This is a genomic window from Stagnihabitans tardus (genome assembly GCF_009925085.1).
Taxonomy (GTDB): domain Bacteria; phylum Pseudomonadota; class Alphaproteobacteria; order Rhodobacterales; family Rhodobacteraceae; genus Stagnihabitans; species Stagnihabitans tardus.
In genome coordinates this window covers 55,268-70,524 of sequence record NZ_JAABNR010000019.1, presented here as the reverse complement: position 1 = coordinate 70,524, position 15,257 = coordinate 55,268, and the positions used below count along the sequence as shown (strand labels likewise).

Sequence of the window (15,257 nt, the reverse complement as noted above, 5' to 3'; positions counted from 1 at the left end):
CACTTGTAGACGGTCGCATCGCTGACGCCGTGCTTGCGGCACAGATCGGCGACGGAAACACCGGCCTCATGCTCCTTCAAAATGCCAATGATCTGGTCTTCGGTGAACCTGCTGCGCTTCATCTCTGATCCTTTCGGTTGGGCCAGAGTCTAACTCAAACTGGATTAGCTGGAGGGGGCAACGTCAAGCGGCGAGAAGATGATCTCGGGTATGTCGTCCTGCGCCATGATCGTCCCCGTCGGTTCCCAAGGCTGAATTCGCTTGATGTTACCATTATCGCTTGGTGCAAGCCAGTCTGGGTGGGTCATTCGGCAGCGTGCGGGGTGAGGGCTGCCGCTTCAGCGGCACGGCGCCGTTCGGCGCGTTTGCTTGCCCAGGTCTTGGCAGGAGGCTCGGCCGGGCCCTTCAACTGATAGTTGGTTCGTTGCCTCCCAACCTTGACCGGCCCTGCCTGGCGCGCGTCCTGAAGTTCCTTGGCATAAGCCAGAACCTCCGAGAGGCGCTTGTTCTCGGTGATCGCGGCATGGGTCACGCGCTGCTGGTCAGGATCGAAAACCCGATAGGGCAGGGAGAAGCCTTTGTGCCGCACTTCGAACCGACCATCTGCCCAAGCATAGGTATCAACATATTTGCCCACCAGACCGCGTGAAACCTCGCTCTCCTCCAGCATGATGCGCTTTCGCTCGTAAGAAAACGTCAGCTGCTGCCCGACGTAACGTTCGTCGCGCCAGCAGAGGATGTCGTTCAACCGGTCCGGACTTTCGGTGACAGCGCGGTGCAGATTGTCGGGGCGGGCGGGGGTTCGGGCAAACTGCTGGTTGTGGCGCAGGATGTAACCCGGCAGCCAGTCATTGCCCGCCTTCATGCCGGTCACGCCGTCGAGGCGCATCTCCTTGACCAAGCGGTCCTGCAAGGTACGGTTCTTCCGCTCGACCCTACCTTTGGCCTGGCTGGAATTGGCACAGAGAATCTCGATGTTTAGCTCGAGAAGTGCGCGGCCGAACTGCGTTGTTTGGTGGCCAGATTTGGCGTCTGACTTGGCAACCCGGAACACCGAATGCTTGTCACTGTAGAAGGCCACCGGTTTGCCATGGCTGTGCAGATAGCCCGCCAGCATCTCGAAATAGGCGAAGGTGCTCTCGGAGGGGACGAAACGCATCTCCTGGATCGCGCTCGTCGCGTCGTCCACCGCCACGATCAACGTGCAGGGCGCGTCGCGATCTTCGAACCAGCGGTGGTCGGAGCCGTCGATCTGGATCAACTCTCCATAGCATTCCCGCCGCAACCGCGGGCGATGGAACACGCGTCGTTGGCTGCGCGACAGCCAGAGCCCATCCTCGACCATCCACTTGCGCAGGGTCTCCCGCGAGATCTTAACGCCATCGCGCTCGGCCAGCTTCTCGGCCGCCAAGGTCGGGCCGAAGTCGGCATAACGCTCGCGCACAGTCGCCAGGGTCAGATCACGCAAGCCTTCGAGACTGCGGTTGTTCGATGGCCTGCCGCGTGCCTTGTGGCGAAGCGCCACGGCGCCATCTTCGCGAAAGGTCTTCAGCAATCGCTGAACCTGCCGGTCGCTCAGGCACAAAATCGATGCCGCCTCGGAGGTCGACATCCGGCCCGCAACAACGCCGGACAGCACTTCGATCCGGTGAACTTCGCGCTCGCTCATCAGCACCCATCCCATGACGCCCGACTTCTTTGCCTGAAGGACAGGGCGACATTCTAACTTTGCTCAGGTGCGACAAGTCTACTTTGCGCTTACATTTTTTCGGCCTGTAATCATGATTATGTAATCTTACGCGTGCTATTCCTTCGCCACAAACTGTGGAGGCTAAGTGAGGCTCGCTCACAATATGGGATTCCGCAAGTCCTCCGTGAGTTAGAATAGTGGAAGTTAACATGGGCGCTCCTGTGCCCGAACGATGCGATGTGAATGTCTGCAGCCCTGGAAGTGACGCAAGCGTAGACGTCCATTTGCGTGGTTGTCTGGATGAGACGCAGGTGGTCGCGGCGAAGGTGTGTGCCTGCCCCGACACGTTTGCAGTCTGGCTCACGGCACGAACCGACAGAGCGGCAGGTGCGGACTGTCTGTATCGATGCGCGGCATACCAAAGGTGTGGCCCGACGATGACGCCAAACAAAACGGGTCGGCCGGTTCAAGTGCGGGCCAAGGAGAATATCGAGGCGGACTCGAGCTTGCCCCGAACCCAGTACCAATCCTTGAGGCCCTGGTGCAGACTGGGCGTGACATCTTCAAGCGAATCGCAGCGTTCGACGACGCGTTCCGCTTCCGCCAATCGTCCAGAGCGGGCGCCTATCTCGATTTGATGCCGAGGCTGGACGAGAGCCCCGAGGGGTCAGCTGCAATGGGCGGGTGTCCAAACGAGGGTATGGATCCACCCGAAAGTGCCCGTTCGAAAGCACGATCGCGATTTTCTGTCGAAAGCTGGGCGGACCAAACCCGCGAATTTGGGCAAGGCCAAGTGCCACCAAATCGGACCACACAAAACCAAGGTCGCTCTGGCCCGGAAGCTGGCGAACGTCCTGCATGGGCCATGAGGCGCACAAATGCGCCCTTCTGGGAGGTCGCCGTGACATAGACCCAAAACTGAACTGACGATGACCGTCGGTCACGTCCGTCAAGCTGGTGTAAATTCCTGGATGGCCTGAGGTCATGGTCAGGCGGCTTTCGTTGTGATGCTGAGAATGGGGTCGATCTCGTCTTTGTCGATCTGCGCGAAGGCCTCGACCATCATGTAGCGGCTTGAGGTCTGCCAGTCGTCGTTGGCCTCGAAGAGCACGGCGCCGATCAGGCGCATGATCGAGGCCTCGTTGGGAAAGATCCCTACGACATCGGATCGACGTTTTACCGCCTTGTTCAGGCGCTCGATGGGGTTTGTGCTGTGCAGCTTGGTCCGGTGCTGGCGGGGGAAGGTCATGTAGGCCAGGACGTCGTGCTCGCTGGTCTCCATCAGATCGGCGAGCTTTGGCCATCGGGGGCGCAGCTGTTCGGCGACCTTGCGCCAAGTCTCCCCGGCATGGACGCGGTCAGGCTGGTGGAAGGCTTGGCGGATGAATGCGGCCACGACCGTGTGTTGTCCACGAGAGACGTGGGCGAGGGCATTCCTCATCCAATGAACCCTGCACCTCTGCCATGTGGCCTCGAAGACCCGGGCAATGGCGGCCTTGAGGCCGGTGTGGGCGTCGCTGATCACCAGCTTGACCCCGCCAAGGCCTCGGGCGCGGAGGGAACGCAGGAACTCGGTCCAAAAGGTCTCGACCTCGGAAGGTCCGATGCCCAAGCCGATGATTTCCCTGCGGCCCTCGGTGTTGGCCGCCACGGCGATTATTGCCGCGGCCGGCACGATCCAGCCGCCCTGGCGGACCTTGAGGTAGGTGGCATCCAACCAGACATAGGGCCAGTCGCCGGTCAGCGGGCGGTTCAGGAACTCCCCGACCCTATCGTCGATATCCTTGCACAGCTTGGACACCGTGCTCTTCGAGATCCCGCTGAGCCCCATGGCCTGCACGAGTTCGTCCACACGACGGGTCGAAACCCCGCCGATCCAGGCTTCCTGGATGACGGCCACGAGGGCCTGCTCAGAGGTCTTGCGGGCTTCGAGGAAGCTCGGGAAGTAGCTGCCCTGCCTGAGCTTCGGCACCCGCAGGTTCAGCGTGCCCAAACGGGTATCGAGAGCGCGCTCTCGATACCCGTTGCGTCAGGTCGTGCGTTCGCCGCTGCGCTCATGCCGACCGGCGCCGATCAGGCCCTCTACGTCAGTCTCCATGATCAGTTGCAGCACGGCTTCGGCTATCCCGCGAAGGAAGTCTCCCTGATCGTGCTTGGCCAGAAGCTCGGACAGGTCCATGTTGGTTTTGGTCATCGGGGGCTCCGTATGGTCTTTGGTTGAAGTCGCCAAACTCCACCTCGATCCTATACCTCCATGGCCACCCAGGATCACACCGCCGAAGGCGATGAATTTACACCAGCTCCGCCGACACTAACATGATCCGCGCAAACGAATGTGTCCGACCAAGGCGCGCAGCGAGGACGAAATCGCTCCGTGGTATGCGGCAACGACGGCGCACACTGACTTAATCCACGTGACACCGTACACCCATCTGCGGCACCACTCAGGGCGGCCGCGGCGAAAACCTTGGACCCAAGCGCCCAGGATGACCCACAGAGAGATCAGCGCTTGACCAAGAAGTATAAAGAGGCTTCAAGGACAAAATCACCACACCGAACGAGAAGACCGAAAATCGTCAGTTGCAGGAAAGCAAGAATCCCGATAGTATCTGCAGGCTAAAAAAACAGCACCGACGCAAATCTCGCGCTTTGGCACGTCGACAACTGACGCGAAGAAGAAAATGAAGCCGGCGGACGATCCGGGCGAACGAAGGACATAGCCTGGTAGAAAGCTAGTGCAAAAATGCCATCGACTTACTTGAAGTCCAAGGAATCCACTGAATTAGAATCGGTTCCCATTTCGATAACAAGGAACGCCGAAACCGTCTCCCCGGACATTACACTTGAAACCCTAGTGTCCGAGTTTGCAAAGCATGGAAAGCCCATAGAGGTTAACTTTCGCGAGCTCTCGCCAATCAAACCTGGTGAGGACCGATACACGCACTTAGTGCACTCGTACCCAGCCAAGCTTTTGCCGAACATTCCGGCGTTTTTTTTGGGTTGCGAAGCTTTAGCCGCTCAAGGACAACTCGTCTATGATCCATTCTGCGGGACAGGTACCGTTCTCGTTGAAGGGATGGTGTCAGGTATGCGCTTGGCCGGTGCAGACTCAAACCCGCTTGCACGCCTAATCACTCGGGCCAAAACAACTTGGCTACCTGAAGCTTTCCTAGAGGAACAACTCGAAACGGTCTTGCGTATCGCAGCCGCCACCGAGCCAACTATGTTCTCTCCAGTGGTCTCAGTCGAAAGATGGTTCACCGAAAGCGCAGCGGATGGCCTCGGACGTATTAGAAGCGCCATTGAAAAGGCAACCTCTGATCAAGCGCGAACGTTCTTCCTCGTATGCCTATCTCAAATAGTTAGACGATGCAGCCTTGCAGACCCGCGCCTATCAGTACCCGTGCGAGTCAAAGAAGAGCCCGCAACCCCTCCCAGACCAATCGACCTATTTGAAAAGGTCGCACGCCAAAACATACTTAGGGTCTCTAGTCTCCCCATCGGTTGCACTCAAGCCCAAATCCATCGGGATGCCCGAATCCCCATCGGCCAAGACGAGGAACCCACCTCTCTAGCAGATCTAGTAATCACATCGCCTCCTTACGCAGGGGCACAGAAGTACATCCGGGCGTCATCACTAAACATTGGTTGGCTTGCTCTAGCCCCAACAAAAAAGCTAAGGGACCTTGAAAAGCTAAACATCGGGCGTGAGCACCACTCAGCCGCAGAAATCCCCTCCACATATAGCGCGCTTCCTCTAGACATTCAGAATGAAATAGAGAGAATTTCACTGCAAAACGGAGAGCGAGCGCACATCTTCGGCATCTACATGCTCGAGATGCAGACAGCCGTTCAGGCAATCCGCAAGAGCCTAAAGATTGGATGCTGTGCCGTACTAGTCATGGGCGACAATCAAATTTGCGGTAAGCCCGTGCACACGAGTAGATACATAAGAAATCTCTTCGCTCTTTCTGGCTTCACCGTGGAACTTGAAATTGTCGACCACATTAAGTCCCGAGGACTGATGACAAAGCGGAACAAGACTGCAGGACTAATCTCTCATGAGCACGTGTTCATATTGAGGCGCGAAAAATGAGCCGCGAGGATGTGATTGATCGCCTCTACGATAAATTGAAAATCCTTTCGGACTCAGTCTGGGATCGCCATCATTCACTCCCCCATATCGAGGAATGGGCGAGTCAATTCACAGAGGCGCCGGAAATCCCTGACGACGAGCGGATCCAAGCACTCTACCTTCTCAGCAACTTCATATACTTTGGCCAAAGGGAAATTCGCGCCCTACTCGTTTCCCTATATCGCGATCTATTTCGAGCACCGATGATTCGCACCATTAGGAAAAGGCTCGGCGGTACGTCCGATTTGGCAGCACTGCACGCCGAGTACGAACACACTCTGGCGCATACCCGCTTCCTCGGTGTCGGAAACCCCTCCGAGAGTGGATCTCACCTCCTCTATTATTTCCGACAAGAAAACTCCCTGGCTAAAACCTCATTCCTCAGTTCTCACCAAATCTTTGACCGCATCCAAAATGAGGGCGCGGCCACCGTTAGAGTCCGCGACCAAGACGTCGAACACTATGTTTTCATCGACGATCTGTGCGGGTCAGGCACCCAGGCCGAGGAATACTCGCGCGACCTAGTCGACCCGCTTAAACACCTCAATCCGAATGCAAAAGTACACTACCTCGTTCTCTTCGGCACTACGAACGGACTACAGAAAATTCGCGAGCTAAATCGATATGACTTCGTGGACAGCGTGTTTGAGATCGATGAAAGCTTTAAATGTCTTTCAGACGACTCCCGCATCTTTTCCACCGGAGATCCCCATTTCGACAGAGCCAAGACTCTTGAGACGTGCATGAGGCTCGGCGCTCAACTTTGGCCATCACACCCGCTCGGATACAAGGACGGTCAATTATTGATAGGTTTCAGCCACAATACTCCAGACAATACGCTCCCCATCTTTTGGGCCGAGACTGGTGCGACTAAGGCCTGGACACCCATGTTCAAAAGATACCACAAGATATACGGGTAGCAGATGTTCAATAAACGCGCAGCGAACCCGTTCGCAATAACGAAGGCGGTCGATTTGGATGATATTCAAATCGAGGACTTCTGGGTCGCGATTCACGCTGAAGACGACGATGATGTTGCCGCTGAATTTGAGCGTCCCTCTTCTCCGATGCCAACGTTCATTCTTGGCGCCAAAGGTAGTGGCAAGACGCACTTGATGCGGCACCAAGCTTTTGAGTTGCAGTCCATTCGACACGCGAAAAACAAGGTAGCCATTCAGGACGGCGTAAAGGCCGACGGATATCTCGGGGTCTATGCCCGCTGCAGCGGCCTACAGTCGGGGCGCTTCTCGGGCAAACGCCAGACTGAGGAGGTTTGGGCAGAGATTTTTTCGTACTACTTTGAACTGTGGCTCACACATCATCTGCTTAAGGTCTGTGAGAACCTCTTCTTCGGATGCGAGCAAAGCACGGAGCAGGCGTTTGTAGAATCGGTTGAGCGGCTATTCGACCGATCGATCGCACTGAAGCTTAAATCGATCGCCAGCCTGCTAGTCGCCGTAGAAGATCTACAACGCAACCTTGACTACGAAGTGAACAATTGCCTGCTTCGAGGCACCCTAAACGTTAGCATCACTGCGACTCGAGGTAAGCTGATTTTCGGCATTCCAAAGAAAATGGCTCAGCACTTCCCATTCCTGCGCGACGTACTTATTTCGTTCGATATCGATGAGTTCGAAAATCTCACCCTCGCACAACAAATACACGTAAATACCCTATTGAGGGAGCGTGAAGCGCCCACGACCTTCCGCGTTGGAGCGCGGACTTATGGCGTGAAGACTCACCTCACAAACAGTGCGGGCGAAGAGAACATACGCCATTCTGAGTTTCAAGAGCTGCAACTCGATAGAGAGTATAGAAGCCGTAAGAGACGATACTCAGAGTTTGTGCGTTCTTTGATTGGGAAGCGTCTGGAGGGTATCGGACACACTATCTCCGATCTAGATCGACAGTTTGAGATATTCGATCTGGATTGGGACAATCCGTCTTGGATCGACGTCATTCAAGATGCTCCCAGTCCAGCGCGCCCCCACTTTCAGAATCTTGTGAGGTGCCTCGAGCGGGCAGGCGCCAGTGAAAAAGTCAGGGCAAAAGTTCAGGAGAACTTGGTGAGTCCGAGTTTTCCCCTGATTGAGAAGCTCAATATTCTGCTTCTGTTTCAGGACTTTGCCAAAAATAGAGACCTAGTGGAGTCGTCCGAGCGAATCCATCACGAGTTTAATGGCCTGATAGGGGCCGACAAAGTCGCGAGCGTTAGGTACAAGCAAGCGATGCAACACTACAAGGATGATCTGACAGCTCAACTACTACGCGAACAAGGCAAACCGCAGAATTATTGCGGTATAGACACGTTTATTACAATGTCGTCTGGAATTCCACGAGCCCTGTTGACGGTGTTGCGATCAACTTATGAGTGGGCTGAGTTTAATGGCGATCGCCCATTCGAAGGCGGTATAATTAGTTTGGGATCGCAGCGAAAGGGAGTATTGGAGGCTGCCAACTGGTACTATCACAGCATGAGAAAAGCAGGGGACGATGGTTTGCAAATCCAGGCGGCAGTTGATCGCCTCGCGAACGTTATGCGTATAAACCGATTTGCCGACAAGCCAATCGAAGTCTCGCTTTCGACCTTCAGCATTTCCGAACCTGAGCTGAATGATGAGGCCAGACGCATACTAAGACTGACTGAGGATCGTGCATTCATACATCGTATTCCGGCCGGCCAAAAGGATCGAAATTCGGAGGAGATTTTATCCAAGTTCCAAATCAGCCCAATGCTTGCGCCTCGCTGGGATATTCCGCTTGCGCGCCGGGGGGCTATCACACTTAGTGCAAGCGACGGAAATGGAATATTTTGCGCCGATTCAAAAGCAAACTATGATAACTTTGTTCGCAACTTTAGGTCGCGTGTGAGCTTTCCCTTCAAGAACGCTCATGAGTTGGACCAAAACCAGTTGGGTCTTTTCGAATGATTGACTACGCCTACCTGTACAAAGACTGCATCACTTTGACTGATCTCTCAGCTACGCGCTTTGATGTCTTCCTCTCCGCCTATAACACAGCTTCTCGTATCAATGATGTCTTCAACGCAGCGAATTCTGAAACCAAGATATTCGTTATTCATCGGGAGTATGGAATTGGTGAGGACGATCGACCAGTTGGTCATTTTTTTTCTGACGCCGAGCACGAAGATGAGTTTATCTTCCAGTTATTTGAAAAACGACTGCCGGGCGTCGATTTTTCCAAAGCCAGAATTTGCTTGGATATTACAGGATTCCTGCGTCCGCACCTCATGTTCTTGTTGAGGTTCTTGTCATTCAGGGGTTGCCAAAGTCTAACCGCGATCTATGCGGAGCCACGGCAATATAGCAAACTCGACGACACTAGATTTGGAACTGGGCAGGTTCATACCGTAAGGGAAGTTCGAGGCTACGAAGGCCTATCCGCGAATAGCGGAGCGAAGGACCTTTTAATCGTAGGTTCGGGATTTGAGGACCGTCTTGTCGCCGAGGTTGCCGAGGACAAGGATCGGGCAAGAAGGGTTGTACTGCTTGGTCTTCCTTCATTGAAAGCCGATATGTATCAGCAAGGCCTGCTTCGAACAAGGAGAGCGCGAGACGCTCTGGGCGAGAACGTCAGGGAGATCTTCGCACCCGCGTCCGATCCGTTCGCTACCGCTAGCCTTCTAAGTGAGATTGTAGAGAGGGAGCGCGTTGGCCAGGGCATCGGGAGACTATATCTCTCGCCAATCTCGACTAAGCCGTCGGCGCTAGGGTTTGCACTTTTCTATTTGCGGGAGTGCGAAGGCACCGCGACGAGTATCATTTTCCCTTTTTCTAGCCAGTACACGACCGACGCAAGTGAAGGAATAGGACGGATCTGGAAATATGAAGTTGAGTTCTAATCCCTAATCAAGGGCGCGAAAACTAGATTCGATTTGGCAATGGTATACTGGCAGCACATTCGCCCATTGAAGTTCTTTCTTCGTTTAGCGTGGGTTCTTAAGTAAGTTCTAGCCCGGCGGGTTACCCCGCCGGACCAGGTGATGGGTCGGCTCAGAAGCCGACCTCGTCGTCGCGGTCGCGGTCGACCAGCTCGGGTCCATCGCCCTCGGTCGCCTTCAGGCGGCTGAGGAAGTCGACCTTCTCGGCGATGATCTCGCAGCCGTAGCGGTCCACGCCCGCCGCGTCGGTCCACTTCGTGTAGTGGATCCGGCCTTGGACCAGGACCTTCATGCCCTTCTCGCAGTTCTCGGCGACCGACTTGCCGAGCCCGTTGAAGCAGGTGATGCGGTGCCATTCGGTGTCCATCACCCGGTAGCCGTGCTCGTCGCGGATCGGGCGGCCCTCGGCCAGGCGCGGGCGGGAGGTGGCGAGGGTGAAGTGCACGATCTTCGTGCCGCCTTGCGTGGTGCGGGCCTCCGGGGCCTGACCGATGTTGCCGGCGAGGATGACGATGTTCTGCATGGGGTAGCTCCTGTGTCTGTCTGAAGGGACCATCCCTTCGACAAGACCCGGCCAAAGCCTGTCGGTGGACGCCAGCACGGCTGGGCCTAGGGACCAGCCGGAAACCCCCGAGGGACCGGGGTGGAGCGGGCAGCCCTGGTACAGGGCAACTCGGCCCGGGCAGGAGTTGGGGTTGCGGGCAGGAGACCGAACAGGCTTAGGGGATTGTCAGTCGAAGGGAAGGTGCCTCAGCCAGACCGCAGGAGGAGAAACCAAGGCAGACAGAGTTCAGACCAACCAACCGGCAATGTCAGGCCCAGGAGGAACGAACCCGCAGAAGGGGAATTGAGGAATTGCCCGTCGCCCAATCTCGCCCCCTGCCCTGCCATGGACGTTCCGCCCAAACTCCGTTCAAGCACGGCCGGGAGAGGATGGACCGCGAGGGGAACTGCTTCGCCGCTTCAACCTAGGCGCAATGTCGCTCGCGGAACTGCGGGATCTGGCAAAGGCAGTCGACAACGCGATCGCCAACTTCGAAGTCCAGCAAAATGCGGAGGCCCGCAACAAGCTCGCGATCCTCGCTCACGAGTTGGGCTACACCTTTGACGAACTGGCGGCGGTGGAATGACCCAAGCGCAAGCCGGCGCCCACGACGACGATCTACAAGCATCCGGAGAACCCGACCATCACCTGGTCCGGCAGGGGTCGCAAACCCGCATGGTACACCGCTCACCTCGAATCAGGCGGAAAGCGGGAAGACCTGCTGGGCTGATGCAACGAAACGGCAGCCCTCAGGCGCTGCCTCCGCTTATCTGCTTCTACCACGAAGAGGAATGCCGACGCCGCGTCGGCACCTTGTGCCTGTCGGTCGCGCCGACGGACAGGCGAAGGGCTCGAGAGGCGCGATAATGCGCCACCCGAGCCTTTGCGCGGACCGTGGGTTACTCCCACGGGTCGTGCTCTCCGATCACGAGAACCTCGTCCCCGTCGATCTCATCGGCGGGGACGGCGCCATAGGTCCCATCCCCGGCCTGGAAGACCACGATGGCGACCATCAGCGTCGCGGCGAGGCTGGCGGCGTAAGCGTGTGCATCTTTGCGGGACATCTCTTCGGCTCCTGTCTGGAGGCGGAGGACCATCCCCCGCGCGACAGGACCTCGAAGGCCCGAGACGGTCTGACATCACCGGGTGCGTTCGGCTCGTCCGAATCCGCCCGGCGGCACGGGCTTGCCCGTAGTCCGAGCCCTTGTGGCTTGATCTCAAAGACCGGCCTCGGGCCAAGGAAAGGACGGGCGAGCGGGGGATTGGGCTCACGCCCCAGGAGCAGCATGTCCAGCTACTGCACACTGCCGACAGACTCGCGGCCATGCTGATGGGTGCCGGTTTCAGGACCGGACTGGGATGGGATCTTTGGCGCCGGGCCCTATGGACGGGGCAGGGTGCCATCGGAGAGCGTCACCAGTGGGCGGAACCCTTGTGGTTTGCGGAATGCTCAGGTGGCCTTGAGAAAGGCTTCGCGGCGTGCCACCAACTTAGCGAGGGTCATATAGGTCTCCGCCAAACAGAATGTGACTAGTGGCCTTGGTGGCATGTTACACTTTCACAGCATACGGGTAAGGAGCCCACTAGTTTGAAGCCTTTAAAATACTATTGTGTCGACGGCAGTATCCAAGATGCGATGCCGCTCGCCCCCAATAAAGTTGCATTCTACAAAGATGCCGTCGGGCATTGGCATATGACTGGGCTCGATGATGTTGCGGCAACCGACAGCATTTGCATTCCTGTTCATGATGCCATCCGAATGGCGGTATTTACGAGACAAGAATACGAGGACAACAGGAGAATTCTGGAAAGCCCCTTCATATACGATGCCGGAATAGATCCCGACATGAAGATCTCGAAGGATGCCTTCGAAAAAGTCTTGGCTGCAAACAGCCGCGTTAAAAGAGAATTACACCAAGCCTTGTACTGGCAGGACTATGCTTTTCTCTTGAGTAATGTGCAAAGTGGATTGTCAGAGATAATATCAACAGCCGGCGCGTTCTACGAGTCATTCTGTTCCTACGAGTTCGTAGGAATTCCGGAAGAGGAACGTAACGGCATAAGGAGAACAGACAGTCCGGAAACAAGATTTACCACACTACTGCTACATATTGTCTTCGTGCGCATGCACTCAGTGCTTGACTATATAGTCAAGCTTTCCCTTGAGGTTGAACGGCGGGGCGTTAACTTTGACGTGTATCCAAAACTTCGTGGCCTAAACTCTCAGTTTGGAGATCGCAAGAAAGTCGACATAAACAGAGCTGCCGGTACGGTTTTCGAAGATTGCCTATTAATTAGAACCATTGAATCTGTTCGGACGCGTATAATTCACGATGGGCACTTGTCGCCAAATCAGTGGATCTATGAGGTCTGGAACGGTGAAAAAATTTCCGAGCGGTACATTCTATTCCCCGACATGAAGAGGAACCCCGGTTCGTTTGACAGTAGTGGAAACCGCAGATCCTTTTACGGAGACGACACGAAGATAAACGCTATTCTGCCGGAATTTATTCGCGAGTTCTACGCCAGAACAACACTAACTCTGTCGATGCTGCGAGATAAACTCGTTGAAAACCGGCGTTGGTAGCAACGGCGACAGAGGAGGACCGACTGAAATGAACGGGGCGCTCACGCGCCCCTCTCGAACTTCACCACCGGGATGCCGAGTTTCTTGGCCTTGTCGGCGAGGTTTTCCTGGATGCCGTTACCCGGGAAGACGAGGACGCCGACGGGGAGGGTTTCCAGGAGGGCGTCGTTGCGCTTGAAGGGGGCGGCCTTGGCGTGCTTGGTCCAGTCGGGCTTGAAGGCGACCTGGGTCACGCCGCGGGCCTCGGCCCACTTGGCGGCGATGAGCTCGGCGCCCTTGGGGCTTCCGCCGTGCAAGAGCACCATGTCGGGATACTTGGTCCGGACATGGTCCAGCTTGCCCCAGATCAGGCGGTGGTCGTTGAAGTCGGTCCCGCCGGTGAGGGCCACCTTGGGACCTGCGGGAAGCATCACCTCGGCCTCGGTGCGGCGCTTGGCGGCGAGGTAATCGCGGCTGTCGATTAGCGCAGCGGTCAGGTTCTGGTGGTTCACCATCGAGCCGGTGCGGGGCCGCCAGGTCGAGCCCGTATGATGCCAGAACTCCGTCGCGGCATGGTCGCGCATCATGTCCATGCAGTTCCTCCGCTCGGTCAGCGTCAGGCCTTCCGCCACCAGCCGCTCAAGCTCGGTGGATTTCACCTCGGAGCCGTCCTGCTCGCGCTGAAGGCGGCGCTGCCCCTGCTCGTTGTCATCGAGCGAGCGTTCGATCCGGGCGGTCGCGCGGTGGAAGAGGTTGACCTGGCCCCAGAGCACTTCCTCGAGATCGGGTTCCATCCGGGTGTCCCCGAGGCTCACGACGAGGGCGTCGAAGATGTCGGCCACGGCGCCGCGAAGCTGGTCGGCATCCGGCATCGGGCGCGGATCGGGCTCGTCCTCAAAGGGACGGTAGCCGTAGAGCTGCAACTCCTCCAGCGCATGGGCAGTCTGGGACGCGGTGTGGGTTGGCTCATACGCGTCGTCGCGGGCGTGGTGCGTCATCTCTTTTGGCCTCCGGGCTCTCTTGGGATCCGCGCGTTCCCCCGCGCGGCCTTCATGGGCAGCGAAAAGCCGTCTTGGGGGCCGACCCTTCACCCGCCCTTTTGCGGGCCGGAACGCATGTGGAGGAGGACGGGGGGCGGCTGATTTGTCTTTCGCGATGCAAAGGCGGGGCGCGTCCCCGCCGGCGGAAATCAGTCGCCCCCCGTCCTTGAAGGGTCGGCCCCTTGGACGGCCGCCTGCCCATCTCTTGAAGGCCGTGCGGGGGGATGCGGGGATCTCTTGGAGCCCCTTGGGGAGGCGAGAGATGAGGGTTCGAGAGCCGGGACAGGGGGGGACCCCCTGCCCCGCCGCTGTCCCTGACAGCCCAGGCCCCTCTTTGGAGGCGCTTCAGCGCGTGAGGCGCCCGCGATCTTCGGGCGCGATCTGCTCTGCCAGATGCCGGTTCAGCGCTTCGGGCCCATGTTCCATCAGATCGTCGTTGAAGTCGCCATGCCTCGGTTCCAGGACCCGGGTCTCGATCCCGAGCTCTTGGGCTCTGAGGGTCAACCGCTCTGCCGCGCATCGGCCTGCCGGATCGCGGTCGATGGCAATGTAGAGGCGCTCCAGCCCCTCCGGCAGCAGGAGGGCTCCGAGGTGGGAGGCCGAGAGCGCGGCCCAGACCGGAAGGCCGGGCGCTGCCTCGCGGAGGGAGAGCATGGTCTCGATGCCTTCGCCTGCGACAAGGATGGTGTCACATGGGCTCAACCGGACGGCATTGCCCAGGAGGTGACCCATGGCCCGCCGTTGGACCTCGACGGAGGCTTTGCCTTGGCCGTCGGGGGCGAGCCAGGTGCGGTGCGCCCCGGTCAGGACCCCGGCCCCATCGGTGACCGCGGCGATCAGCGCCGGGCGGGGCATGCCCTTGGTCTGACCCTCCTCCCGATGCCAGCACCTGGGGTGGAAGCGGAGGGCGCTCCCAGAGACGGCACGGGTGATGCCGCGGCTGCGGAGGTAGGTCTCCGCCAGCGTGCCCTGGATCGGCAGACTGGCTGCGAAGAGGCGCGCGGCGGCCTCCGGGGATCCTCCTGGGGCCTTGGGCTTGCGAGGGGACGGGTTCTCCGGGACAACCGGCGCCGGGCGGCCGAGATGCGCTCGGGCCTCGGCGAGAAGATCGGGAAAGCGCGTAATGCCCGTCCGCTCCCGGATGATGTCGAGAAGATCGCCATGCTCGCCGGTGGCGGCATCGCGCCAGCGGCCCCGGGATCCCGGGCCCGAGGTCGGTCCCTCCAGCCGCACGAAGAGCGAGCGGCCGGGATTGTTCTGCAAATCTCCGACCAGCCACCAGGAGCCCTCCCGCCGTCCGGCGGAAAGGTAATGGCGGCAGACGGTTTCAGCCTGGGCGGCCAGCTCGCGCAAGAGCTCTTCGGTCTCCAATGACATTTGT

At 57.9% G+C, this 15,257-nt stretch carries 13 protein-coding genes and 1 pseudogene; 7 read left to right on the top strand and 7 right to left on the bottom strand.

Annotation, left to right across the window (positions count from 1 at the left end; translation table 11 throughout):
* From GV832_RS16875 to GV832_RS16865, 3 genes and pseudogenes are all read right to left on the bottom strand, one after another.
* Window positions 1-122: transposase (locus GV832_RS16875; protein ID WP_168775522.1), on the bottom strand; the 122-nt coding region annotated here is incomplete at its 3' end.
* A 182-nt stretch (window positions 123-304) separates the two neighbouring features.
* A complete protein-coding gene (locus GV832_RS16870) occupies window positions 305-1,684 on the bottom strand; it encodes an ISNCY family transposase (RefSeq protein WP_168776052.1) in 1,380 nt (459 codons plus the stop codon).
* Between the two features lie 994 nt (window positions 1,685-2,678).
* A pseudogene (locus GV832_RS16865) lies at window positions 2,679-3,884 on the bottom strand (IS256 family transposase).
* 564 nt (window positions 3,885-4,448) lie between these two features.
* Here GV832_RS16865 and GV832_RS16860 point away from each other — a divergent pair.
* From GV832_RS16860 to GV832_RS16845, 4 genes are read left to right on the top strand one after another with little or no spacing between them, the layout of a single operon-like run.
* The gene (locus GV832_RS16860) at window positions 4,449-5,786 is read left to right on the top strand and encodes a TRM11 family methyltransferase (RefSeq protein WP_168776051.1); all 1,338 of its coding nucleotides are present in this window, start codon (window positions 4,449-4,451) and stop codon (window positions 5,784-5,786) included.
* A complete protein-coding gene (locus GV832_RS16855) occupies window positions 5,783-6,745 on the top strand; it encodes a phosphoribosyltransferase-like protein (protein ID WP_168776050.1) in 963 nt (320 codons plus the stop codon). The genes GV832_RS16860 and GV832_RS16855 overlap by 4 nt, the downstream gene beginning before the upstream one ends.
* 3 nt (window positions 6,746-6,748) lie before the next feature.
* A complete protein-coding gene (locus tag GV832_RS16850) occupies window positions 6,749-8,755 on the top strand; it encodes an ORC-CDC6 family AAA ATPase (protein WP_168776049.1) in 2,007 nt (668 codons plus the stop codon).
* Window positions 8,752-9,687, top strand: a complete 936-nt coding sequence (locus GV832_RS16845; protein ID WP_168776048.1) for a hypothetical protein — start codon at window positions 8,752-8,754, stop codon at window positions 9,685-9,687. Before GV832_RS16850 ends, GV832_RS16845 begins: the two co-directional genes overlap by 4 nt.
* 151 nt (window positions 9,688-9,838) lie before the next feature.
* Here GV832_RS16845 and GV832_RS16840 read toward each other — a convergent pair whose 3' ends face one another.
* A complete protein-coding gene (locus GV832_RS16840; protein ID WP_168776047.1) occupies window positions 9,839-10,249 on the bottom strand; it encodes a single-stranded DNA-binding protein in 411 nt (136 codons plus the stop codon).
* Between the two features lie 454 nt (window positions 10,250-10,703).
* Here GV832_RS16840 and GV832_RS22095 point away from each other — a divergent pair, with 454 nt between their 5' ends.
* Both GV832_RS22095 and GV832_RS22090 read left to right on the top strand, forming a co-directional pair.
* Complete coding sequence (locus GV832_RS22095) at window positions 10,704-10,856, top strand: hypothetical protein (protein WP_227754493.1); 153 nt, start codon at window positions 10,704-10,706, stop codon at window positions 10,854-10,856.
* A 30-nt stretch (window positions 10,857-10,886) separates the two neighbouring features.
* Window positions 10,887-11,000: an H-NS histone family protein gene (locus GV832_RS22090; RefSeq protein ID WP_354001976.1), complete on the top strand. Its 114-nt coding sequence runs from the start codon at window positions 10,887-10,889 to the stop codon at window positions 10,998-11,000.
* A 169-nt stretch (window positions 11,001-11,169) separates the two neighbouring features.
* On the opposite strand, the gene GV832_RS16830 is transcribed toward GV832_RS22090, so the two are convergent.
* The gene (locus tag GV832_RS16830; protein WP_168776046.1) at window positions 11,170-11,334 is read right to left on the bottom strand and encodes a hypothetical protein; all 165 of its coding nucleotides are present in this window, start codon (window positions 11,332-11,334) and stop codon (window positions 11,170-11,172) included.
* A gap of 629 nt (window positions 11,335-11,963) precedes the next feature.
* Between GV832_RS16830 and GV832_RS16825 the strand changes: the two genes are divergently transcribed.
* Window positions 11,964-12,857: a hypothetical protein gene (locus GV832_RS16825; RefSeq protein WP_168776045.1), complete on the top strand. Its 894-nt coding sequence runs from the start codon at window positions 11,964-11,966 to the stop codon at window positions 12,855-12,857.
* Between the two features lie 41 nt (window positions 12,858-12,898).
* On the opposite strand, the gene GV832_RS16820 is transcribed toward GV832_RS16825, so the two are convergent.
* Complete coding sequence (locus GV832_RS16820; protein ID WP_168776044.1) at window positions 12,899-13,834, bottom strand: DUF2493 domain-containing protein; 936 nt, start codon at window positions 13,832-13,834, stop codon at window positions 12,899-12,901.
* 387 nt (window positions 13,835-14,221) lie between these two features.
* Window positions 14,222-15,253 carry a DUF7146 domain-containing protein gene (locus GV832_RS16815; RefSeq protein WP_168776043.1) on the bottom strand — a complete coding sequence of 344 codons (1,032 nt, stop codon included), beginning with the start codon at window positions 15,251-15,253 and terminating at the stop codon, window positions 14,222-14,224.
* Between the last annotated feature and the right edge of the window lie 4 nt (window positions 15,254-15,257).